The organism is Streptomyces sp. NPDC042346 (assembly GCF_055581845.1).
The window spans coordinates 353,626-374,434 of record NZ_JBVJEH010000008.1; the positions used below are offsets into that span (position 1 = coordinate 353,626).

Genomic DNA, 20,809 nt, shown 5'->3' on the forward strand with positions numbered 1-20,809 from the left:
TCGACCGGCGGTGGGCGGGCCAGGCGTGCCCGGGGGGCCGGTGCTTGATGCTACCGACCCCACCACGTGGCGCAGTCACGCTCTCGCTCAGCGTGAATCGGATCACCCATTCGAGCGACAAATCAGTCGTTGACTGTTTCGATTCCCAGGGTTCCGGTGGGAACGGAGCGGACCCGCCGAAGACCTGAGCTCCGGAAATCTGCGCGCCGGAAAGCTATGCGCCGGGGACCGACAGCCATGCCGGGTCGATGGTGCCCTCGGCGACGATGACGGCGGGGCCGGTCATCTCGATCTCGCCGTCGGGGTGCTCGGTGATGACGAGGGTCCCGCCGAGGACGTCGACGGTGTACGTGACGGGGGCTCCGCTCGCGGCGGGGTCGGCGCCGTCGCGGCGGGCCGTGGCGACGGCGACGGCGCACGCGCCCGTGCCGCAGGAGCGGGTCTCGGCGGCGCCGCGCTCGTGGACCCGCATGGCGACGTGCCGGGGGCCGCGGTCGGCGACGAACTCGATGTTCACCCCGTCCGGGTAGACCGCGGCGGGCTCGTAGGGCGGCTCGGTGAAGAGGTTGCCCGCGTGGCCGAGGTCCTCGACGAAGGCGACCGCGTGCGGATTGCCCATGTTCACGTTCCGCGCGGGCCAGCTGCGGCCGTCGACGGTGACGGTGACCCCGGCGTCGGCCAGGACCGCGCGGCCCATGGAGACGGTGACGGAACCGTCCTTGTCGAGGTGGACGCGCTTGACCCCGCCTCGGGTGGCGACGGCCACCTCGCCCGCGGTGACGTGCCCGGCGTGCTCCAGGTAGCGGGCGAAGACCCGGACCCCGTTGCCGCACATCTCGGCGACCGAGCCGTCGGCGTTCCGGTAGTCCATGAACCACTCGGCCTCGTCGGCCAGGTGCCGGGCCTCGGGGTGGGCGGCGCTGCGCACGACGTGCAGCAGTCCGTCCCCGCCGATGCCGGCGCGCCGGTCGCAGAGCCGGGCGACGGCGTCCGGGCTCAGCTCGACGGCGTTGTCCGCGTCGGGGACGATCACGAAGTCGTTCTCGGTGCCGTGGCCCTTGAGGAAGGGGAGCGGCGAGGTCTGCGTGCTGGTCACGAGATCAACTGTACGGGGCGGGTCCGACAGGCGGCGCGGCCGTCCGCCGCGGGACGTCCGGAGGGCTCAGCGGAGGCGGGCGACGCGCCAGACGGCCAGGGCGACCAGGACGCCGATCGTCGCCACGTACAGGCCGAGGACGCGCCAGTCGGGGCGCTCGCCCGAGCCGCGCTGCGGAAGCCCGGGCCAGGTGTAGCCGACCTTGCGGGCGGCCATCATGCCCCAGCCCGCCGCACAGGAGCTGATCAGCAGTCCGAGCATGGCGAGGACGGCGCCGCCGTCACCGGAGCCGAAGGCGAGCGGGAAGGCGAACATCAGGGAGCCGACGGCGGCGAGGCCGACGATCGGGGCGAGCTGCCAGATCCGCAGGCGGCGCTGCGGTCTGAGCTCGACCTCGACCTCGTCGGCGTGCACCTCGACAGCGGTGCCTTCCGCGTCGTCAGGACCGTCCGGTGTCAGGCCCGGGGCCCCGACCGGGGCTTCGCCCGTCGGGTCGCCAAGGACCGCTTCCTGGTGTTCTCTGTCGCGAGGGCCGGCCTCCATCGCCACGCGCCCTCCCCACTCGGACTCCACTTGGTCGATCGATTCTCGATGATGGCACGCTCCTGACCGCCGAACTGACGGGCAGGGCGTCCCGATGCCATCACGTGATCAGGCTGTAACCGCTCGTTCGACCAACGACAGCGCCTCCCGCGGGAGTTCCCCGCGGTGATCGGCGGCTCCGCTGAGCCAGTGGACGCGCGGGTCGCGGCGGAACCAGGAGTCCTGGCGGCGGGCGAAGCGCTTGGTGGCGCGCACGGTTTCCGCGCGCGCCTCGTCCTCGGTGCACTCCCCCGCGAGCGCGGCGAGCACCTGCTGGTAGCCGAGGGCGCGGGCGGCGGTGCGGCCCTCGCGCAGGCCCTGGGCCTCCAGGGTGCGCACCTCGTCGACGAGGCCTGCCTCCCACATCCGGTCCACGCGCGCGGCGATCCGCTCGTCCAGTTCGGGGCGGGCCACGTCGACGCCGATCTGGACGGTGTCGTAGACGGAGTCGGGGCCGGGCAGGTTGGCGGTGAAGGGCTTGCCCGTGATCTCGATGACTTCGAGGGCGCGGACGATGCGGCGTCCGTTGCTGGGCAGGATCGCGCGGGCGGCCTCGGGGTCGGCCTCGGCGAGCCGGGCGTGCAGGACGCCGGAGCCGCGCTCTTCCAGTTCGGCTTCCAGCCGGGCCCGGACGGCGGGGTCGGTGCCGGGGAACTCCAGGGCGTCGACGGCCCCCCGTACGTACAGGCCGGAACCGCCGACGAGGACCGGGGTGCGGCCCGCGGCGAGCAGTCGGTCGATCTCGGCGCGGGCGAGGCGCTGGTACTCGGCGACGCTGGCGGCCTCGGTCACGTCCCAGATGTCGAGGAGGTGGTGCGGGACGCCGTCCCGTTCCTCCATCGTCAGTTTGGCGGTCCCGATGTCCATCCCCCGGTAGAGCTGCATCGAGTCGGCGTTGACGACCTCGCCGCCGAGCTGCTGGGCCAGAAAGACACCCAAATCGGACTTTCCGGCCGCGGTGGGGCCGACGACGGCGATGACCCGCGGGGCGGGAGCTGCGCTTCTCACCGCACCAGTCTCGCAAACCTCACGGCCCCTCCCCGAACGAGCTACGTGACGAGCCCCATCCGGCTTCGTTGCCTGTTGCGAGGTTCCGGCCGTCGATCACCGCCGAGCCCCTCCCATCCGAGTACGCTATGGAGTGAATATGGGCGTTTTTGCAGTGTTTCGCCGTAAGAAGAAGGATGTGGTCGAGGCCTCGTCGGAGGAGACCGGGACCGTCGGGACGTCGGTGGACGGCGTGACAGAGGCCGAGGCGGCGGAGACCCGCGCCGAGGCCGAGGTCGCGGTGGAGACGGACGCCGGGGTCGAGGCCGGGTCCGCTGCCGCCGACGTCGTGGAGGTCACGGCCGGAACCGAGCCGGCGGACGACGCGCACGGCGTCGACACGGACGAGCCGGCGGCCGGAGCGGTCGCCTCCGAGGTCGTGGAGATCCCGAAGCAGCAGTCGGCCGAGGCCGCCGCGGACAACGAGGCAGGCGAAGGCGCCCGCAAGTAGGCCCCCGGGGTCCTGGGGGCAGGACACGGAGAACGGACCCCGCGCGGGTCCGCGGAGGGAAGGTGCCCCGATGGGTCTCCTGGATTCGCTGAAGGCCAAGCTCGCCCCGGCCAAGGACAAGGTGGCCGACCTCGCGCAGCAGCACGGGGGGAAGATCGACGACGGCCTCGACAAGGCCGCGAAGCTGGTCGACGAGAAGACCAAGGGCAAGTACAGCGACAAGATCCAGTCCGGTACGGGCAAGGCCAAGGACGCCCTGGACCGGATCGGCCACAAGGACGACGGCACGCCCGGGAGCGGCGGCGCGACCCCGCCGCCGGCCGCCTGACGACCGGCGTCACCCGCACACGACAGTCCCTCCGCACGGCGGACGGGGCGGCCGCGTGGAGGAGGCGGCCGTCGAGCCCGGCACCCGCGGCCGCGCCCGCCCGGACCCGCCAGGGCGCGCGGCCCGGCGCCCGCCCCACCTAACCCCGCACCCCCCCCCCCCCCCCCCCCCCCCCCGCCCCCCCCCCCCCCCGCCCCACCCCCCCCCCCCCCCCCCCCCCCCCCGGGGGCCGCCCCCGCCCCCCCCCCCCCCCCCCCCCGTCCGCCGTTCTCGTGTCGTGCTGCCGCCGGTCCGCCGCGACTTCGTCAGGACCAGGCGGCGACGACGTACTCCACGCCGTACGGGGCGTCCTCGTGGAGGAGGCGGCCTTCGAGCCCGGCACCCTCGGCCGCGCCCGCCAGGACCTGCCAGGGCGCGCGGCCGGCCGCCTTCAGCTCGTACGCGAGCTCCTCGTCCAGCGCGAGCAGCGCGGCCACGTCGGCCGCGCCCAGGGCACGGGCGGCCTCGGCGTCGAAACCGGCCGCCCGCTCGTCCAGGTAGCCGGGCGCCTTGACGGTCCGGCAGGCGCTGCCGTCGCCCATCACGAGGAGCGCGACCCGCCCGGCGGAGGCGGCGAGCTCACGGCCGACGGCGGCGCAGGTCCCGGCCGCTTCCCGTTCGTCCACGCCCCGGCCCTCGACGGGCGCGTCGGCCCAGTCGGCGCGGCCGAGCAGCCAGGCGCCGACGGCGAGGCTCGCGGGCAGGGGGCGGTCGGCCGCGGGCCCGTCACCGAGCCGTACGGAGAGGTCGACCCCGAAGCCGGCGAAGGAACCCGTCGAACCGGCCGGGAAGACGCCGGCGGCGGCCGCGTCGGCGGGACCGACGACATACAGCCGGTCGGGGCGCGCGGCGGCGAGCAGTCCGACGGCGTCGGCGCAGGCGGTGCGCGCGGCGTCCAGCTCGGGGGCGGCGCCGGTCGCGACCTCGGGCAGGAGGAGCGGCGGGCAGGGGCAGACGGCTGCGGCGACAAGCATGATCCGCACCCTACTGCGCGGCCGTGCCCGCGCCCTCGTCACCGCCCCGGGCCCGCGCCCGGGTCACCGCCCCCGGGTGTCAGTGGCTCCCGCAGGCCGGCGCGTCCGCTGCCGGGAGGGGCTCCGGGACGCCGATCTTCGGGAGGCCGAGCAGCACGCCCGCCGGCTTGGCGGCGGCCGCCGTGGTGCGCTTCTCCCAGGCGTCGCCCGCGCGGGTGCGGCGTACCGACGTCGTCGGACCCTCGGCGAGCAGGTGGTGCGGGGCGGCGTAGGTGATCTCGACGATCACGACGTCGCCGGGCCGGACGTCCTGCTCCGGCTTGGTGAAGTGGACGAGCCGGTTGTCGGGCGCGCGGCCGGAGAGGCGGTGCGTGGCGCCGTCCTTGCGGCCCTCGCCCTCGGCGACCATGACCTCCAGGGTGCGGCCGACCTGCTTCTTGTTCTCCTCCCAGGAGATCTCCTCCTGGAGCGCGACGAGGCGCATGTAGCGCTCCTGCACGACGTCCTTGGGGATCTGGCCGTCCATCTCGGCGGCCGGGGTGCCGGGGCGCTTGGAGTACTGGAAGGTGAAGGCGTTCGCGAAGCGGGCCTCCCGGACCGCGTGCATCGTCTGCTCGAAGTCCTCCTCGGTCTCGCCGGGGAAGCCCACGATGATGTCGGTGGAGATGGCGGCGTGCGGGATGGCCGCGCGGACCTTCTCGATGATCCCGAGGAAACGCTCCTGCCGGTACGAGCGGCGCATCGCCTTGAGGATCGCGTCCGAGCCGGACTGCATCGGCATGTGCAGCTGGGGCATCACGTTCGGGGTCTCGGCCATGGCCGCGATCACGTCGTCGGTGAAGTCGCGGGGGTGCGGGGAGGTGAAGCGGACCCGCTCCAGGCCCTCGATCTGCCCGCAGGCCCGCAGCAGCTTGGAGAAGGCCTCGCGGTCGCCCAGGTCCGATCCGTACGCGTTGACGTTCTGGCCGAGCAGGGTGATCTCGGAGACGCCCTCGGCGACCAGGGCCTCGATCTCGGCGAGGATGTCGCCGGGACGGCGGTCCTCCTCCTTGCCGCGCAGCGCCGGGACGATGCAGAAGGTGCAGGTGTTGTTGCAGCCGACGGAGATCGACACCCAGGCCGCGTAGGCGGACTCGCGCCGGGTCGGCAGCGTGGAGGGGAAGGCCTCGAGGGATTCGGCGATCTCGATCTGCGCCTCCTCCTGGATGCGGGCGCGCTCCAGGAGCACCGGCAGCTTGCCGATGTTGTGCGTGCCGAAGACCACGTCGACCCAGGGGGCCTTCTTGACGATGGTCTCGCGGTCCTTCTGGGCGAGGCAGCCGCCGACGGCGATCTGCATGCCGGGGCGCGTGGTCTTCATCGGGGCGAGCCGGCCGAGGTTGCCGTACAGCTTGTTGTCGGCGTTCTCGCGCACCGCGCAGGTGTTGAAGACCACGACGTCGGCATCGCCGTCGGATCCGCCGGGGGCCTTGACGTAGCCCGCCTCTTCCAGCAGACCGGAGAGCCGCTCGGAGTCGTGCACGTTCATCTGGCACCCGTAGGTACGAATCTCGTAGGTCTTGGATCCTTCAACGCTCACTGCGGGACTCCGGTCGCTGCTACTGGTCATTGGGACAAGGGTAGGCGGTCCGGGGAGTGCCCCCCGCTGGTTCCCGCCTGGTTCTCGCCTGGTCCTCACCGAGCCGTTCACACAGAGACGTGTTCGTTCGCACATCATCGTGGTAGAACTGAGTCATGGGTGTCGCCAATCGTCTGGACCTGACCCTGCGATTGGTGCAGGGCTCCGACCGGGTTTCCGTGTCGGAGCTCTCCCATCGACTGGGCGTATCCGAAATGACCGTCCGCCGGGACCTCGACGCGCTGGAGCGTCAGGGCCTCGTGCGCCGCGTGCACGGCGGCGCCGTCGCCACCCGCGTACGCGAGGAACAGGCCGGCTTCTCGGCGCGGGAGCCGTGGCAGGCCGCCACCAAGGACCGCCTGGGCGCGGCCGCGGCGGCGCTGGTGGAGCCGGGCTCGCGGGTCCTCCTGGACGCGGGGACGACGACCGTGCACGTCGCCGGGCACCTGGCGGAGCGAGGCCCGCTGACGGTCGCCGTGCTGAGCATCCAGGCGGCCGTGGTCCTGGCCGACAGGCCCGGGATCGACCTCCTGGTCGTCGGCGGCCGCTCCCGTCCCGGCGAGCGTTCCCTCGTCGGCCCGCTCGCCCTGCGGACCCTGGAGTCGCTGGCTTTCGACTGCTTCGTGATGTCCATCGGCGGGGTGCACGCCGAGCACGGCTGGTCGGAGTTCTCCCTGGACGACGCGGCCGTGAAGCAGACCGGGCTCGCCCGGGCCACGCGCACGGTCGCGGTGGCGGACGCCACCAAGCTCGGCGTACGGGCCTTCAGCCGGGTCGCCCCGCTCGGCGCGGCGCACCACTTCGTCACCGACCGGGCCGCCGAGGACGCGACCACGCACCCCGGTGGCCCCCAGACGCTGGACGCGCTGCGGGACGCGGGCGTCGACGTCCGTCTGGCCTGACACCGCGCAGCACACCCGTCCCGTACCCGTCCCGTACCGGTGCCGGTACGTGCAGTGAGGAGTGATTCCGCTCGTGACCACCGTTTCCCGCCCGCTGATGATCCTGGTCGCCGGCCCCTACCGCTCGGGCACCGGTGACGACCCGCGCAAGCTCGAAGCCCACGTCCGGGCGATGAACGAGGCCGCGCTCGTCCTCTTCCGCGCCGGGCACCTGCCCGTCACCGGCGAGGCCCTCGCCCTCCCGCTCCTGGAGGCCGCCGGCGGCGCCCGCCCCGGCGACGCGCTCTTCCAGGAGGTCTTCCACCCGGTCGCCGAACGGCTGCTCACCCGCTGCGACGCGGTCCTGCGGATCGGCGGCCCCTCGGAGGGAGCGGACATGATGGTCGACCGGGCCCGCGCGCAGGGCAAGGACGTCTACGGCTCCCTCGCCGCCGTCCCGGCCGTCGTCCCGACCTCCGTAAAGCCCGCCGTCCCGGACTCCGTACCGCCCGCCGTCCCGGACTCCGTAAAGCCCGCCGCCCCGGACTCCGTACCGCCCGCCGTCCCGGACTCCGCCCGATGACCGCCGGCATCGACACCCCCGACCGCCGGGGCCGCACCGGCCTCGACCGGCAGGGCCGTGACCTCACCGGCAATCCGCGCGTGCGGATCCTGGACGTGGAGGTGCTCTCCTGCGACTGGTACGTGCTGCGCAAGACCACCTTCGACTACCGGCACAGCGACGGGCACTGGAGCCGCGAGCAGCGCGAGACCCACGACCGCGGCGACGGCGCGACCGTCCTGCTCCACAACACCCAGCGCCGTACGGTGCTGCTGACCCGTCAGTTCCGCCTGCCCGCCTACGTCAACGGGCACCCCGACGGCATGCTCCTCGAAACCGCCGCGGGACTGCTGGACGGCGAGCGGCCGGAGGAGGCGATCCGGCGGGAGGCCGCCGAGGAGACCGGGCACGCCATCGGGGCCGCCGAGCACGTCTTCGACGTCTACATGAGTCCCGGCTCGGTCACCGAGCGGCTGCACTTCTTCGCCGCCCCCTACGACACGGCGGACTTCTCCGGCGGAGGTGGCGGAATCGCCGCCGAGGGCGAGGACATCACGACCGTGGAGCTCCCCTTCGCGGAGGCGCTCGCCATGGTCCGCGACGGCCGGATCGCCGACGCCAAGACCATCATGCTGCTCCAGTGGGCGGCGCTCGACGGGCCGTTCCGGCCGACGGACCCGCCGCTCCCGGGCTGACCCCACCCTGCGGTTTTCCGCAGGAAGCCGGGCGGGAACCCTCATACCGGCGCTGAGCTGGGATTTCTAGGTTGGAGTTGTGCCGGGGAGCTCGCCCCGGCGCCTCCCCCGCGACTTGGAGACCCCGACATGCCGCTCACCCACCAGCTGCTTCTGGCCCAGGCCGCCCAGGAACCCGCCGGCGGTGTCGCCGGGTGGGCCGCCGGGCTCGTCGACACGATGGGCGGGCCCGGAGCGGGGCTCGCCATCGCGCTGGAGAACCTGTTCCCGCCGCTGCCCAGCGAGGTGATCCTGCCGCTGACCGGCTTCGCAGCCGGGCAGGGGGTGATCAGTCTGCCCTCCGCGCTGTTCTGGACGACCCTGGGCTCGGTGGTCGGGGCCCTGGCCCTCTACTGGATCGGTTCGCTGTTCGGTCGGCAGCGCATGCACGCGCTCTGGGCGCGGCTGCCCCTGGTGAAGGTCTCCGATCTGGAGCGCACCGAGGAGTGGTTCGCGCGGCACGGCACCAAGGCGGTGCTCCTGGGACGGATGGTGCCGATCTTCCGCAGTCTGATCTCCGTGCCGGCCGGCGTCGAGCGGATGCCGCTGCCCGTCTTCCTCCTCCTCACGACGGTCGGCAGCCTCGTCTGGAACAGCGTGCTCGTGATGGCCGGTTACTGGCTCGGGGACCGCTGGGACCTGGTCGAGGGATACGTGGGCGTGCTGTCCAAGGTCGTCCTGGCGCTGGCGCTCGTGGCCATGGCCGCGTACCTGGCCGTACGGCTCCGGGGCCGCGGGCGCACCGCCCAGCACCGCCGCACCTCGTGACGGGCGAGCGGGCGCCCGCACCCTCCGGGCGATCTTGTACGGCCCCGGGGCCGGGACTAGCCTCGGAGACCGTGCGAGGTGACGAGCGAGGAGACGAGCGAGGAGACCCGGTGTCCGGACCGGCCCGCCGTCTCGCCGGCTCCCTCCTCGGCTGTCCGACCGCCCTGCTCGGCGTCCTGTTCTTCCTGGTCTCCGGGGTCGTCCTCGGGCCATTCCTGCTGTGGCCCCGCACCCGGCCCCGCGCCCGTGAGGTCCTGACGGCCGGCGCGCGGCGGCTCGCGGCGCTGGAGCGGAGCCGTCGTTCCGCCTTTTTCGGGGACCGTTTCCCCGGCCCGTACACCGTCTCCGACCGGCGGCTCCTGCGCTATCTCGCGGTCCGCTCCTGGACGGGGGTTGTGTTCGGGGTCGTCGTCGGGCTCCTCGGCTTCGGCGCCGTCCTGGCGGGGCTGCTCGTCGGGGGCGTCGTGCGCGGCACGCTCGGCTGGGGCGAGCTGCTCGCACAGCTGCTCCTCGGCGGCGTCCTGCTCTTCCTCGACGTCCAGGGCCTGTACGCGCTGACCGCCCTGGACGCCCGGCTCGCCCGCGAGTGCTTCGGGCCCTCCGAGAGCGAGCTGCTGCGGCGCCGGATCGACGAACTGGCCGTCAGCCGGGCGGCCGTCGTGCAGGCCGTGGACGCCGAGCGCCGCCGCATCGAGCGCGATCTCCACGACGGCGTGCAGCAGCGGCTCGTGGCGCTCGCCATGCTGCTCGGCCGGGCGCGCCGGAGCCGGGACCGCGATCCCGAGCAGGCGGAGGCGCTGCTCCTCCAGGCGCACGGCGAGGCCGGGGACGTGCTGGCCGAACTGCGGGACGTGGCCTGGCGGGTGTACCCCTCCGCGCTGGACAGCCTGGGCCTCGAAGAGGCGCTGGGCGGGGTGGCGCAGCGGTGCTCCGTCCCGCTGCGCATCCGGTTCGACGTCGCCGGGCCGCTGCCCCGGCCCGTGGAGACGGCCGCCTATTTCGTGGTCTCCGAGGCCGTCACGAACGCCGCCAAGCACGCCTCGGCCTCCGCCGTCTCCGTCGACGTCTCGCTCGGCGGCCCGCCCGAAGGACCGCTGCTCACGCTGCGGATCGAGGACGACGGGCGGGGCGGCGCCGATCCGGCCGGCAGCGGGCTGACCGGCCTGCGGAGCCGGGTCGCCGCGCTCGACGGCGACCTGCGTGTCGACAGCCCCCTCGGGGGACCCACCACTCTTGTCGCGGAGCTGCCGTGCGCGTGATCCTGGCCGAGGACTCGACCCTGCTGCGAGAGGGGCTCGTCCGCCTGCTCACCGAGGAGGGCCACGAGGTCGTGGCCGCGCTCGGCGACGCCGTGACCCTGGTCGCGGAGGTCGGGGCGCTGCGCCCGGACGTCGCGGTCGTCGACATCCGGATGCCTCCGACGCACACCGACGAGGGGCTGCGGGCCGCCGTGGAGATCCGTGAGCGGTGGCCGGAGACGGGTGTCCTCGTCCTCTCGCAGCACGTGGAGCGGAGCTACGCCGCCCGGCTGCTGGCCGCCGGGGCGGAGCGGGTCGGCTATCTGCTGAAGGACCGGGTGGCGCAGGTCGAGGAGTTCCTCGACGCGCTGGAGCGGGTCCACGAGGGCGGGGCGGCGATCGACCCGGAGGTCGTACGGCAGCTGGTCGTCCGCAGCACCCGCGGCGATCCGCTGGCCCGGCTGACCCCGCGCGAGCGCGAGGTCCTCGACGTGCTGGCGCAGGGGTACACGAACGCCGCCATCGCGCGGCAGCTGCACCTCTCCCTCAGCGCGGTGGAGAAGTACCTGAACGCCGTCTTCGACAAGCTGGAGCTGCGCAGGGCCGACGGCTACAGCCGCCGGATCCTGGCCGTGCTGCGGTACTTGGAGTCCTGATCCGGCAGGGCGGCCCCTCCCGTCCGCCCCGGTCGCCGCCGTCCGCCCCTCCGCCCGCGCCCCAGACCGTCCCCGCCCGCGCCTCAGACCGTCCCGGCCGCGCCTCAGGCCGGGGAGGACGCGAACCGGTCGATGGCGGACGCCAGTTGGGGGCGCCGGCGGATGCCGAGCTTGCGGTAGATGCGGGTGATGTGCAGCTCCACGGCCCGGGTCGACACCGTGAAGTACGCGGCGATCTGTTTGTTGGTGAGACCGTCGAGCATCATCGTGACGATGCGCCGCTCGTGGGCGGTCAGCGCCGGGACGGGCGCCGGAGCGGCGCGCTCGGGGCCGGCGAGCGCCGCGTGCCCCAGCACCGCGTTCCACTCCCGTATCCGCAGCTCCCGGACGACCTGGGCCCGCGCGTACGGGTCGGCGTGGAGGATCCGTAAGAGCGTCCGGCGGTCGCGGGCCTCGCAGACGAGGAGCTCCCCGGTGCCGTCCTGCCACGGGCCGCCCGCGAGGAGAACGCCGCGGGCGGCCATTCTCCTCCAGTACGCCCGGTGCGCCTCTCCGGAACTCGACCGGTCCGTCTCACTTCCACGGAAAACGAGTTCGACCACGAAAGGCACGCGTAACTCCCCCATACATTCCGGGCGTTTCCGATTTCGACGCTACCACCGGGCCACCGCCCGTTGAATGAACGGCATGTTGCGGGCGGCGGCGGAGCAGACCGGTGGCGGCGAGCACCGCGACCGCCCCGAGCCACACCGTCCAGCCGAGGGGTTCGCGCAGCACGACGGCGCCCAGGACGACGGCCACGGCGGTCATGAGGTACGTGACGGTGGAGGCGACCGCCGGCCCGTCCTTGATGATCAGTTCGAAGTTGAGCAGCGCGGCGAAGCCGGTGCAGACCACGCCGAGGACGAGCACGGAGATCACCGAGTCGGTGCGCCACGTGACGGCCCGGAGGCCCAGGAAGGGGAAGGCCGCGAGCAGCAGGACGGTGGCCGCGCCGAGCTGTCCGCCCGCCAGCACGAGCGGTGGAATGCCTTTGCCCACAAGGAACTTGCCCATGTACGCGAAGCCGGCGCCGAAGCTGATCGAGCCGAGGGCGAAGCAGAGGAGGCTCCAACCGGTCCCGGTGGAGGCCGCGTTCCACGGTGACGCGATGAGTGCCGTGCCGCCGAGGCCGAGGAGCACGCCGCCCGCCCTGACGCCGGAGACCCGCTTCTCCTGACCGAGCAGCAGGGCCGCCGCCAGGGTCCAGATCGGCGCGCTGCCGTTGACCACGGCGGCGACGCTGCTGGAGCCGGCGATCTCCCCCTGGGCGTACAGGGTCCACGGCACGGCGTTGCCGAGCAGCGCGGCGACGGTCAAGTGCCCCCAGACGGCTGGCGACTTGGGCAGCCTGAGGCCCTTCGCGTACCCGAGGGCGAGGATCACGGCGGCGCCGAGCGCGAGCCGGATCAGCACCATCTGGACGGGGGAGAATCCGTATCCCGCGATCTTGATCCACAGGAAGACGGAGCCCCAGACGAGACTCAGCGCGGCCAGCCGCGCGCAGGTGGCTCTGGACATGGGTGTTCCCGCTCTGGAGAAGGGGCGCACGGAGCTCTCCGGAAGGGATGCGCGGAGCTCTCCGCCGTACGGGAACGAGCCTCGCGCCGGCGTCCGGGCGGGTCCAGCAACGGCTGGTGGACGGTACCGTCCACGAACCGTGGCGCATCGGGGAGCGGGGGACGCGGTTCAGTCGGCGACGGCCGCCCTGGCCACCGTGCGCAGCGCGTCCAGGACGGCGGCGATCTCGGGCGAGGTCTGGCTGCCCTCCCGTACGGCCGCGAAGACCGTACGGGACGGCGCCCCCTCGCTGAACGCGCGCACCGTCACCTCGGGCCGCGGCGCCGGCCGCGCCGTCCGGGGAACCAGCGCGACCCCCAGGCCGAGCCGGACCGCCGCGAGCGTGGCGTCCCAGTCGCCGATGGCGTGCGAGGCCCGCGGGGTGAACCCGGCCGCCGTGCAGGCGGCGACGCCGATGTCGTGGCACATCCCCGTCGTGGCGAAGATCCACGTCTCCTGGGCGAGGTCGGCGAGGACGAGGCGGGGGGTGCCGAGGAGCCGGTGCCCCTCGGGCAGGGCGATGTCGAAGGGGTCCTCGCAGAGTGCGACCCGGTGGAAGCGCGCGTCGAAGCGGCCGTCCTCGCCCGCCGTGCCGGGGTGCAGCGCGGTGTCGGCGGAGATGACGACGTCGGTCTCCCCGCGGTGCAGGAGGGAGAAGCTCTCCGGCGGGTCGACCTCGGCCAGGGAGGTGCGCAGCAGCGGCCGGGTCTCCCGCAGCCTGGCCACGGCGGGCAGGATCAGCGCCGAGAGGGTGGTGGAGAAGCCGGCCACCGCCACGTCGCCGCGCTCGCCGCCGCGGTGCGCGGCGAGCTCCGCGCGCATCCGCTCGACCTGGGTGAAGACGGCGTCGGCGTGCCGGAGGACGATCCGTGCCTCCCCGGTGAGCCGCAGTCTGCGCCCGGACGGTTCGGTGAGGGGGACGCCCAACTCCCGTCCGAGGGCGCTGATCTGCTGCGAGACGGCCTGCGGGGTGAGGTGGAGTGCCCGGGCGGCCGCGCTGACCGTGCCGCGTTCGCTGAGTTCCCTCAGCACCCGCAGCTTCCGCAGATCCGGATCGGCCACGTCCCGTGCCCCCTCCCGTGCCCCTCCCGCTTCGCGGTCATCGTACGCAGCCGGCCTCCACGTCGATGACCTCCTTCACCAGCGTCTCCAGCACGTCGAGGTCGCGCGCGGTGCGGCCGGGCTCCCGCCGGTCGCCCGGGTAGGTGGGGTCGAGGACGACGGCCCGCGCGCCCAGGTCCTGGAGGAGCCCGAGGTCGTCGGCGATCTGGTCCCGCGTGCCCTCTCCGAGGAGGCGGCCGGGGCCCAACGGCCGGTCCGTGACGCGGAGTTTGATCCGGGGGCAGAGGTCGGGGACCGGCAGCTCCTGCTCCTCGGCGACCTGGCGGAGCGCGGGCAGGCCGACCCCGAGGAGCCAGTCGCCGGAGACGGAGGTCGGGTGCCAGGCGTCGCCGAGGCGGACGGCCCGGCGGAGCGCGCCGCGGCTGTGCCCGCCGACCCAGACGGGCGGGCCGGGGCGCTGGACGGGCAGGGGTCCGGTGTGGACCTCGCGGAAGGAGACGTGGGCGCCCTCGAAGGAGGCGACCTCGTCGGCCCAGCAGGCCTTGATGGCCGCGAGGTACTCGTCGCTGATGGCGCCGCGCTCGCGGTAGGGGACGTCGAGGACGGCGAACTCCCGGGCTGCCCAGCCCGCCGCCGCCCCGAAGACCAGGCGGCCGTTGCTGAACCGGTCGATGTTGGCGGCGACGCGGGCGGTGTGGACGGGGTGCCGGTACGGGAGGATCGTCACCGTCGTGCCGAGTCCGACGGTCCTGGTGACCCCGGCGAGCCAGGCGAGGGTCGCGAAGGGGTCGTAGAACGGGGCGGGGAAGAGGTGCTGCACGTCCGGGGTGAGCGCCACGTGGTCGGAGACCATGGCGTAGTGGAAGCCCAGCGCCTCGACCCGCAGCGCCCAGTCGGCGAGGGCGTCGGGGGTGGCCTCGGGCCCGTAGTTGGGCAGATTGACGCCGAATTCCACGGGGTGTCCCTCCCGGCCGTCCGGTGCTGGTCCGTGGCGTACGGAGCAGTCCTGGGGACCCTACGGCCGGAATGTCCCCGTCTCGGCGCTCACCGACGCGGAGGGTTCGGGGTTCCGTAGCACCGGGCACGGCGATGCCACGGAACCCGTCACGGGGTTGCCGCATCACCGCAGCGGCATGCTCCGGATCGCCGACCGCGCCCCGGGGGCCGTCGGCGCCGAGGTCCTGAGGAGGCCCTTGTCGCTGGTGCTCGCGGGCGCGTCCGCGCCCACCGGCGTGGTGGTCATGGGCCGGGCGGCGGCACAACGCTGCTTCTCCGCCTCGGACATGGGCCCGGTGCGCTGGAGCAGCCGGTCGGGGACGGCGCGGGAGGGGGCGTCGATCACGGCGTGCAGCCGGTAGTCGTCCTTCTTGCTGAGGAACCAGCCCTCGACCCGCTCGCGGCTCGGCTGGAGTTCGACCCAGCTGACCTCGCCGGGCTGGATCCTCTCCACGACGGTCCGCTCGTCGCTGCTGAACCACTGCCACGGCCGCTGCCAGGTCTTCTCGTAGGCGAGGGCGAACTGGGTGGCCATGGGCCGCTCCTTGGCGCGCTTCTCGTCCACCTCCCGCACGCCCGAAGTGGGCAGTTTCGCCACGTCGTTGAGCGGCAGGCCGGCGGCGGCGTAGGTCTGGGCGATGCTGTCGTGCCCGCGCTCCGAGAAGGAGAGGACGCGGGAGTGCTCCAGCGTGTTGCGGGTGCAGTTGACGAAGGCCTCGCCGACGACCCGCGCCCGGTCGTAGTACCGGAAGGAAGTGCGGGTGTCCGGCCGGAAGGTGCAGGCGTTCTCCCCGTTGCAGGCGGCGGCCGCGTTGTGGAGGGTGCTCTCCCGTTCGTTGCCCTTGTACGCCTCGGAGGTGCCGAGCGCCGTCTTGTCGACGGTCTTGTCGACGGCGGTCGGGACCTCGACCGCCCGGATGCGGGCGATCATCGGTGAACAGGTCACGTGCGTACGGGAGTCGGTGACCCGGCTCGTGAAGGTGAGCAGCGGCTCGTTCTCCCCGGCGGTGAACTCGTAGCTGCGGCCGGTCCATCGGCCGGTGCCGGGTGTGCCCTTCACGCGGTCGGGGTCCCCCGCAGTGGTGACCTCGCGGACCGGGCCGCCGGAGGCCGTGACCGCGTACGGCTGGCCGTTGACGACCTGTTCGCCGGTGCACTCCTTGGAGACGGCGGGGCTGTCCTCGTAGGTGACGGTGACCTTGGACCCCGCACGGACCCCGCGCAGCCGCTGCTGGAGGGAGTTGCCGTCCTTCTGGAGGGCGACGCCGTGGGAGCCGTCGGTGCGGCCGGAAGCGGTGGGCGAGTAGCGCTGGTTGAGGCCGGTCCAGAAGGCGATGCCGACGGTGGTCGGACCGTCGCCGCTCATGCCGGGATCGGCGAAGTCGCCGTTGAGGACGGGGACGGCCTGCGCGGCGGGGGCGGACCGCTCGGCGGGGGCGGCGAGGGAGGGAGGAGCGACGGGGAGCAGCAGACCGGCGGCGCCGAGGACGGAGAGTGCGGCGTGTGAGCGCTTCATGGCGGGGGACTCCTCCGGGTTCAGGAACCGTGGAACGGCAGGACGACTTCGCGCTTCGGGTCGGCGCCCCGGGGGATCGCCCGCGTGGCCGGCACCTCGCGAGCGGCGTGCCGGAGCCCGCCGCCCGTTCCGGAGTCCGCGTTGTCGGTGTCGGAGGCGGTGTCACCGGCGGGGCGCTTGCGGCCGCAGAGGTTGTCGGGGACGGCGTACGTCTGCGCGACGAAGGTGCTGCTGTTGACCATGGAGGGGCTGTCCACGCTCACGTTGAGGATCTTCTTCCCCGTGTCGGTGACGAGGTCGCCGACCACGCGCCGCATGGAGGCGCTGGCACCGAAGACGAGCATGTCGTACGGCTTGACGGTGGTCTTGTAGACCGTCGCCTCGGTGTTCTCGATCGTCCAGGACTTGGAGTAGGTGGCCTTGAAGGCGGCCTCGAAGGCGAGTTTGGCGCTCAGCGAGCCGGCCAGCTTGCCGCCGCCCGCGACGGTCGTCTTGGTGCCGTTCGTCGAGGTCGGACCGTCCTTGAGATTGGGTGTCTTGTTCTCGCTGGTGATGTCGTTGGAGAGGTTGGTGGTGACCTCGCCGGAGGCGGTGACCGTGCCCTCGGCGGTGATCTTCCCGGAGATCTCTCCGCCGATGTTGTCGGTGCTGCTGGTCCGCAGGGTCACGGTCCGGTCGACGCCCATGTCGCTCTTGGTGCAGTTGACGACGGCGTTGCCGAGGGACTTGACGGCGGAGGCGTACTCGCGGTCGCGCTTGGGGTCGATCGTGAACGAGCAGGCCGTGCGCTTCGTCCCGCAGTACTCCAGGACGTCGGCGATCCTCGCCGGGCGGCCGTCGGCGGTGACGGCGCGGGCGACGGGGGCGGCGGGGATCTCGCCGGGGGTCTCCCCGGCGGCGGCGGGCGGGGCGAGGAGCGCGAGGGGAGCGGTGAGTCCGAGCCCGAGGGCGAGGGCGGACAGGCGGGCGCGGGGACGGCGCGGAGACATGACGAGGAACCCCTTTCGAGGGCACTTCGGGGGGGGAGGCGGGGAGGAATCAGGAGCCGAGCAGCGAGCAGAGCTGAGAGGCCGGGAAGGGGGACTGTCCCGGGTCGCTCGACCCCTGCGGGAGGGAGGCGGGGAAGGCGGTGCAGGTGGACTCGACGGCCTGGGCCGCGTTGTCGGCGGGCTCCGGCTTGTTCGTGGTGATGGTGGTGTTCATGTCCTTGAAGCCGTCCTCCTCGCGGCCCCCCTTGCCGGCCAGCTTCTCCATGCAGGAGCTGGAACCGGGCGGGCACTTCTCCAGGTCGCCGCCGATCTTCTTGATGTCCTTGTCGGCCTGGCCGGCCGCCTCCTGGGTCTTCTTCTGCTGCTCGTCGATCTCCTTCGCCTCCGCGGCGTTGGCCTCCTGGTCCTTGCAGGCCTGGTCCTCCGGCTCGCACTCCGCGCCGTACGCGACCGAGGCCAGGGCGGGGACCAGGGCAGGCGCCAGGGAGAGGGCGAGGGTGGCGGCGAGAAGGGCGGCACTCAACGTCGCACGACGCGGCGATGCCTTCATGCTGGACATGGGAACTCCCTTGGGACAGGGGTGAGTTGATGCGCTCGGAAGGGGACGCCAGGGGCGGACAGGGGACTGTCCTCAAGATCACCGAGCGCCTTCCGACGCTAACCGGCGGGGCCCCGGCGCCACGGCAGGACACACGGCGCGGCGTGCTCCTCCGGGCCCGCTCACCGCTTCGGCGGAGCGCACGGGGAGCCCCTCGGACGGGGTGACGGCGGGGAGCTCACGGGCCGCCGCCCGGGGCCGCCGGTCCACCCGTTCGTAGGGAATCCGGGGCGTACGCGAGAGGGCGGGCGGCCGTACGCGGCCGGGCCCCTCACTCCCCCGGCCGCCGCCGTTCGGCGGCCCGCCAGGGGCACCCGCCGGCACGCCTCCGGCGGCACGCGCCGGGGGCGAGTGCGCCCCCGGAACGCCACCCCGAACGGGCGTCCGTCAGACGGGTGTTTCAGCGGTTCCGGCTCGCTGTGGTGATCATTCTCGGACAGTCTGCTCATGTGCCCGACGGCCCGTCCCGGCCGTCGCAGCGGCCCTGGGCGTCCCATGTCCAAGGGCCCGGCACCCCGTGTTCGCATGACCCGCGCCCGGCCCCCGTACGCCTCCGCCCACCCCTGCGGACGCGCACGGCACCCGCCGGACGCCGCGCTCCCGTATGTCCCCGTCGAAGGAGAGCAGAGCCATGTCCCGTTCACGACGCACCACCTCGCGCACACGTCTGCGCGGCCCGCTGTCCGTCCCCGCCGCACTGCGCGGCCGGCCGCTCGCCGCGGCCGTCCTCACAGCCGCCGCCGCCCTCACCGCCGTACCGGCCCCGGCCCCGGCCGCGACCGCCAACGAGGGGAATCCGACGGTACTGAGCTGGGGCGCGGGCCGCACCGGCCAGCTCGGCAACGGCACCCTGAGCGACAGCCTCAGCCCGTCCTCCGTCACCAGCCTCTTCCGCGGCGACGTCGACCAGGTCTCGGCGGGCGGCACCTCCTCGTCCGACTCGTTCGTCCTGGCCCGTACGGACAGGACGGTCAAGTCCTGGGGCCACAACTCCTCGGGCCAGCTCGGCAACGGAGGCAACGCCAACCAGACCGTGCCCACCACCGTCCCCCGCCTCGACAACATCAAGGACATCGCGGCCGGCGGGAAGCACGCCCTCGCCCTCGACTCCTCCGGCCAGGTCTACTCCTGGGGCGACAACGCCTACGGCCAGCTCGGCAACAACCGCACCGGAGACAGCCGCACCGTCCCCGACCGCGTCCAGGGCATGCCCAAGGTCAAGCAGATCTCGGCCGGCTGCGACTTCAGCCTCGCCCTCCTGGAGAACGGCAAGGTGTACGCCTGGGGCCGCGGCATCCACGGCCAGCTCGGCACCGGCAACCGCGCCACCAGCTCCGTACCCCGGCAGGTGCTGGGTCTGGAGAACATCGTGGAGGTCGACGCCGGCTGCCACCACGCCCTCGCGCTGACCGCCGACGACACGGTCAAGTCCTGGGGTTACAACCTCTACGGCCAGCTCGGCAACTCCTCCACCAAGTCCTCCACCCTCCCCGTCGACGTCGACTGGATCGAGGGCGTATCCGACATCGAGGCGGGCGCCCACCACAACTACGTGAAGACGAGCGACAGCCACGTCTGGGGCTGGGGCAACAACCAGTACGGCCAGCTCCTGGAGTCCGACGAGGCCTTCGACGCCAACGTCTCCCGCACCAACCGCACGGCCCCCGTCGAGATCCCGCGCCTGGAAGGGGTCCAGCACCTCGCGGCCGGCGCCCGGCACGGCGTCGCGGTCACCGCGGACGACGTCTTCACCTGGGGCCACAACGGCGAGGGCCAGCTCGGCAACGGCACGACGGTCTCGCGGTACGAGTCGGTGAAGATCCTCAACCAGGGCTCGGCGATCAAGGCGGTGGCCGTCTCCCTGGGCGGCAACACGACGTACGCGTACTGAGCGGGGCGTGCTCCGATGACGTACGCGTACGTACGCGGTGTCACCGCCGCCACCCTCGCGCTCCTCGCCCTCGCCGTCTCCCCCGCCCACGCCGAGCCCCGGGATCCATGGGTGCGGGCCTGGGGCGCGAACGCGGGCGGACAGCTCGGCAACGGCACCACGGCCGACCAGCAGACCCCGGCAGCCGTCCAGGGACTCGCCCGCGCCTCCGTGCGCGAACTGTCCGGCGGGGGGAACAACACCGCCAACGCCTTCGCCGTGGCACTCCTCACCGACGGCACGGTCCAGTCCTGGGGCGGGAACCTCGCGGGCCAGCTCGGCGACGGCACCACCGTGAGCCGGCCGTTCCCCGCCGCCGTGGCCGGACTCTCCGGAGCCACCGAGGTCGCCGCCGGCTTCCAGACCGGCTACGCCGTCCGCGGCGGGCGGGTCCTCGCCTGGGGCGACAACACCTACGGCCAGCTCGGCGACGGCGGCACGACCTCGGCCACCCGACCCGTGCGGGTCCAGAGCCTGAACAAGGTGACGGACGTCGCCGCCGGCTGCCAGCACGCCGTCGCCCTCCGGGAGGACGGCACCGTCTGGACCTGGGGCCGTGCCCACAGCGGGCAGCTCGGCCTCGGCGACACCACCGACCGGAACACCCCGAAACGAGTCCCCGGCCTCACGGACGTCGTCGAGATCGCGACCGGCTGCAACCACGTGCTCGCCCGGCTCGCCGACGGCACCGTACGGGCCTGGGGCTACAACATCAACGGCCAACTGGGCAACGACAGCCAAGAGGCCGCGCCCTCACCGGTCGAGGTGCACCATCTCGACGGCGTGGCCCGGATCTACGGCTGCGGCTTCCACAGCTTCGCCGTGCTCGACGACGGCTCGGTCCGTGCCTGGGGCTGGAACGGCCGCGGCCAGCTCGGCGACGGCTCCACCACCTCCCGCACCACCCCGGTCCCCGTACCCGGTCTGGACGAGGTCACCGACATGGCCGGCGGCTGGGGGCACACCGTCGCCGCCCGCTCCGACGGCTCCGTCCTCGCCTGGGGCGAGAACGCGGCCGGCCAGCTCGGCGACGCCACCACCACCGACTCCCCCACCCCGGTCACCGCACTGCCCGCAGGCAGCGGCGCGACCCGCGTCTCGACTCCCCCCACCGGCAAGTCGAGCTACGCCTACTGACCCGAAAG

Annotated in this window: 21 protein-coding genes and 1 pseudogene; 10 read left to right on the top strand and 12 right to left on the bottom strand. The window is 73.4% G+C overall.

Features of this window, described 5'->3' with window-relative positions:
• Positions 1-214 precede the first annotated feature (214 nt).
• The 3 genes from dapF to miaA all read right to left on the bottom strand — a co-directional run bounded on the left by dapF (position 215) and on the right by miaA (position 2,686).
• The gene (gene dapF / locus ACZ6K0_RS29565; RefSeq protein WP_469232746.1) at positions 215-1,096 is read right to left on the bottom strand and encodes a diaminopimelate epimerase; all 882 of its coding nucleotides are present in this window, start codon (positions 1,094-1,096) and stop codon (positions 215-217) included.
• A gap of 66 nt (positions 1,097-1,162) precedes the next feature.
• A complete protein-coding gene (locus ACZ6K0_RS29570) occupies positions 1,163-1,639 on the bottom strand; it encodes a hypothetical protein (RefSeq protein ID WP_469233023.1) in 477 nt (158 codons plus the stop codon).
• A 108-nt stretch (positions 1,640-1,747) separates the two neighbouring features.
• A complete protein-coding gene (miaA, locus tag ACZ6K0_RS29575; protein WP_024754921.1) occupies positions 1,748-2,686 on the bottom strand; it encodes a tRNA (adenosine(37)-N6)-dimethylallyltransferase MiaA in 939 nt (312 codons plus the stop codon).
• 139 nt (positions 2,687-2,825) lie between these two features.
• Between miaA and ACZ6K0_RS29580 the strand changes: the two genes are divergently transcribed.
• Positions 2,826-3,176: a hypothetical protein gene (locus tag ACZ6K0_RS29580; RefSeq protein ID WP_469232744.1), complete on the top strand. Its 351-nt coding sequence runs from the start codon at positions 2,826-2,828 to the stop codon at positions 3,174-3,176.
• A gap of 70 nt (positions 3,177-3,246) precedes the next feature.
• On the top strand, positions 3,247-3,504 hold the full coding sequence (locus tag ACZ6K0_RS29585) for an antitoxin (RefSeq protein WP_376401272.1): 258 nt from the start codon (positions 3,247-3,249) through the stop codon (positions 3,502-3,504).
• Between the two features lie 305 nt (positions 3,505-3,809).
• Here ACZ6K0_RS29585 and ACZ6K0_RS29590 read toward each other — a convergent pair whose 3' ends face one another.
• Positions 3,810-4,517 (bottom strand): class III extradiol dioxygenase subunit B-like domain-containing protein, encoded by a 708-nt coding sequence (locus ACZ6K0_RS29590; protein ID WP_469232741.1) that lies wholly within the window; start codon positions 4,515-4,517, stop codon positions 3,810-3,812.
• A gap of 79 nt (positions 4,518-4,596) precedes the next feature.
• Positions 4,597-6,126, bottom strand: coding sequence for a tRNA (N6-isopentenyl adenosine(37)-C2)-methylthiotransferase MiaB (gene miaB / locus ACZ6K0_RS29595; protein ID WP_376401278.1), 1,530 nt, complete (start codon positions 6,124-6,126; stop codon positions 4,597-4,599).
• Between the two features lie 125 nt (positions 6,127-6,251).
• Here miaB and ACZ6K0_RS29600 point away from each other — a divergent pair, with 125 nt between their 5' ends.
• The 6 genes and pseudogenes from ACZ6K0_RS29600 to ACZ6K0_RS29625 all read left to right on the top strand — a co-directional run bounded on the left by ACZ6K0_RS29600 (position 6,252) and on the right by ACZ6K0_RS29625 (position 10,974).
• Positions 6,252-7,037: a DeoR/GlpR family DNA-binding transcription regulator gene (locus tag ACZ6K0_RS29600; protein WP_376401281.1), complete on the top strand. Its 786-nt coding sequence runs from the start codon at positions 6,252-6,254 to the stop codon at positions 7,035-7,037.
• Positions 7,038-7,134: 97 nt separating this feature from the next.
• Positions 7,135-7,479, top strand: a pseudogene (locus ACZ6K0_RS29605) (DUF4406 domain-containing protein); the annotation flags it as partial.
• Positions 7,480-7,595: 116 nt separating this feature from the next.
• On the top strand, positions 7,596-8,273 hold the full coding sequence (locus ACZ6K0_RS29610; RefSeq protein ID WP_469232738.1) for an NUDIX domain-containing protein: 678 nt from the start codon (positions 7,596-7,598) through the stop codon (positions 8,271-8,273).
• Positions 8,274-8,402: 129 nt separating this feature from the next.
• Positions 8,403-9,080: a DedA family protein gene (locus ACZ6K0_RS29615; protein ID WP_376401287.1), complete on the top strand. Its 678-nt coding sequence runs from the start codon at positions 8,403-8,405 to the stop codon at positions 9,078-9,080.
• A 110-nt stretch (positions 9,081-9,190) separates the two neighbouring features.
• Positions 9,191-10,339 carry a sensor histidine kinase gene (locus ACZ6K0_RS29620; RefSeq protein WP_376401290.1) on the top strand — a complete coding sequence of 383 codons (1,149 nt, stop codon included), beginning with the start codon at positions 9,191-9,193 and terminating at the stop codon, positions 10,337-10,339.
• Positions 10,330-10,974 (top strand): response regulator transcription factor, encoded by a 645-nt coding sequence (locus tag ACZ6K0_RS29625; protein ID WP_376401293.1) that lies wholly within the window; start codon positions 10,330-10,332, stop codon positions 10,972-10,974. Before ACZ6K0_RS29620 ends, ACZ6K0_RS29625 begins: the two co-directional genes overlap by 10 nt.
• Positions 10,975-11,078: 104 nt before the next feature.
• Here the strand turns inward: ACZ6K0_RS29625 and ACZ6K0_RS29630 are convergent, their stop codons facing one another.
• The 7 genes from ACZ6K0_RS29630 to ACZ6K0_RS29660 form a co-directional block, all read right to left on the bottom strand.
• Positions 11,079-11,600 (bottom strand): LuxR C-terminal-related transcriptional regulator, encoded by a 522-nt coding sequence (locus tag ACZ6K0_RS29630; protein ID WP_376401296.1) that lies wholly within the window; start codon positions 11,598-11,600, stop codon positions 11,079-11,081.
• Positions 11,548-12,534, bottom strand: a complete 987-nt coding sequence (locus ACZ6K0_RS29635) for a DMT family transporter (protein WP_469232735.1) — start codon at positions 12,532-12,534, stop codon at positions 11,548-11,550. Before ACZ6K0_RS29635 ends, ACZ6K0_RS29630 begins: the two co-directional genes overlap by 53 nt.
• A gap of 168 nt (positions 12,535-12,702) precedes the next feature.
• Positions 12,703-13,635, bottom strand: coding sequence for a LysR family transcriptional regulator (locus tag ACZ6K0_RS29640; RefSeq protein WP_469232733.1), 933 nt, complete (start codon positions 13,633-13,635; stop codon positions 12,703-12,705).
• 37 nt (positions 13,636-13,672) lie between these two features.
• Positions 13,673-14,590, bottom strand: coding sequence for a TIGR03619 family F420-dependent LLM class oxidoreductase (locus ACZ6K0_RS29645; RefSeq protein ID WP_376401304.1), 918 nt, complete (start codon positions 14,588-14,590; stop codon positions 13,673-13,675).
• A 165-nt stretch (positions 14,591-14,755) separates the two neighbouring features.
• Positions 14,756-16,147, bottom strand: a complete 1,392-nt coding sequence (locus ACZ6K0_RS29650) for a hypothetical protein (RefSeq protein ID WP_469232732.1) — start codon at positions 16,145-16,147, stop codon at positions 14,756-14,758.
• Positions 16,148-16,167: 20 nt separating this feature from the next.
• Positions 16,168-17,136: a hypothetical protein gene (locus ACZ6K0_RS29655; protein WP_376401310.1), complete on the bottom strand. Its 969-nt coding sequence runs from the start codon at positions 17,134-17,136 to the stop codon at positions 16,168-16,170.
• Between the two features lie 49 nt (positions 17,137-17,185).
• Positions 17,186-17,695, bottom strand: coding sequence for a hypothetical protein (locus ACZ6K0_RS29660; RefSeq protein ID WP_376401312.1), 510 nt, complete (start codon positions 17,693-17,695; stop codon positions 17,186-17,188).
• A 670-nt stretch (positions 17,696-18,365) separates the two neighbouring features.
• Between ACZ6K0_RS29660 and ACZ6K0_RS29665 the strand changes: the two genes are divergently transcribed.
• Positions 18,366-19,625: an RCC1-like domain-containing protein gene (locus ACZ6K0_RS29665; protein ID WP_469232730.1), complete on the top strand. Its 1,260-nt coding sequence runs from the start codon at positions 18,366-18,368 to the stop codon at positions 19,623-19,625.
• A 15-nt stretch (positions 19,626-19,640) separates the two neighbouring features.
• Positions 19,641-20,801, top strand: coding sequence for an RCC1 domain-containing protein (locus ACZ6K0_RS29670; RefSeq protein ID WP_469232728.1), 1,161 nt, complete (start codon positions 19,641-19,643; stop codon positions 20,799-20,801).
• Positions 20,802-20,809: the final 8 nt, after the last annotated feature.

Bases quoted from the DNA above. Each gene is read 5' to 3' on its own strand.
- ACZ6K0_RS29650 (WP_469232732.1), bottom strand. From the start codon at position 16,147: ATGAAGCGCTCACACGCCGCACTCTCCGTCCTCGGCGCCGCCGGTCTG.
- ACZ6K0_RS29630 (WP_376401296.1), bottom strand. From the start codon at position 11,600: ATGGGGGAGTTACGCGTGCCTTTCGTGGTCGAACTCGTTTTCCGTGGA.
- ACZ6K0_RS29570 (WP_469233023.1), bottom strand. From the start codon at position 1,639: ATGGAGGCCGGCCCTCGCGACAGAGAACACCAGGAAGCGGTCCTTGGC.
- ACZ6K0_RS29585 (WP_376401272.1), top strand. From the start codon at position 3,247: ATGGGTCTCCTGGATTCGCTGAAGGCCAAGCTCGCCCCGGCCAAGGAC.
- ACZ6K0_RS29600 (WP_376401281.1), top strand. From the start codon at position 6,252: ATGGGTGTCGCCAATCGTCTGGACCTGACCCTGCGATTGGTGCAGGGC.
- ACZ6K0_RS29670 (WP_469232728.1), top strand. From the start codon at position 19,641: ATGACGTACGCGTACGTACGCGGTGTCACCGCCGCCACCCTCGCGCTC.
- miaB (WP_376401278.1), bottom strand. From the start codon at position 6,126: ATGACCAGTAGCAGCGACCGGAGTCCCGCAGTGAGCGTTGAAGGATCC.
- ACZ6K0_RS29610 (WP_469232738.1), top strand. From the start codon at position 7,596: ATGACCGCCGGCATCGACACCCCCGACCGCCGGGGCCGCACCGGCCTC.
- ACZ6K0_RS29660 (WP_376401312.1), bottom strand. From the start codon at position 17,695: ATGTCCAGCATGAAGGCATCGCCGCGTCGTGCGACGTTGAGTGCCGCC.
- ACZ6K0_RS29615 (WP_376401287.1), top strand. From the start codon at position 8,403: ATGCCGCTCACCCACCAGCTGCTTCTGGCCCAGGCCGCCCAGGAACCC.
- ACZ6K0_RS29655 (WP_376401310.1), bottom strand. From the start codon at position 17,136: ATGTCTCCGCGCCGTCCCCGCGCCCGCCTGTCCGCCCTCGCCCTCGGG.
- ACZ6K0_RS29665 (WP_469232730.1), top strand. From the start codon at position 18,366: ATGTCCCGTTCACGACGCACCACCTCGCGCACACGTCTGCGCGGCCCG.
- ACZ6K0_RS29590 (WP_469232741.1), bottom strand. From the start codon at position 4,517: ATGCTTGTCGCCGCAGCCGTCTGCCCCTGCCCGCCGCTCCTCCTGCCC.
- ACZ6K0_RS29635 (WP_469232735.1), bottom strand. From the start codon at position 12,534: ATGTCCAGAGCCACCTGCGCGCGGCTGGCCGCGCTGAGTCTCGTCTGG.
- ACZ6K0_RS29580 (WP_469232744.1), top strand. From the start codon at position 2,826: ATGGGCGTTTTTGCAGTGTTTCGCCGTAAGAAGAAGGATGTGGTCGAG.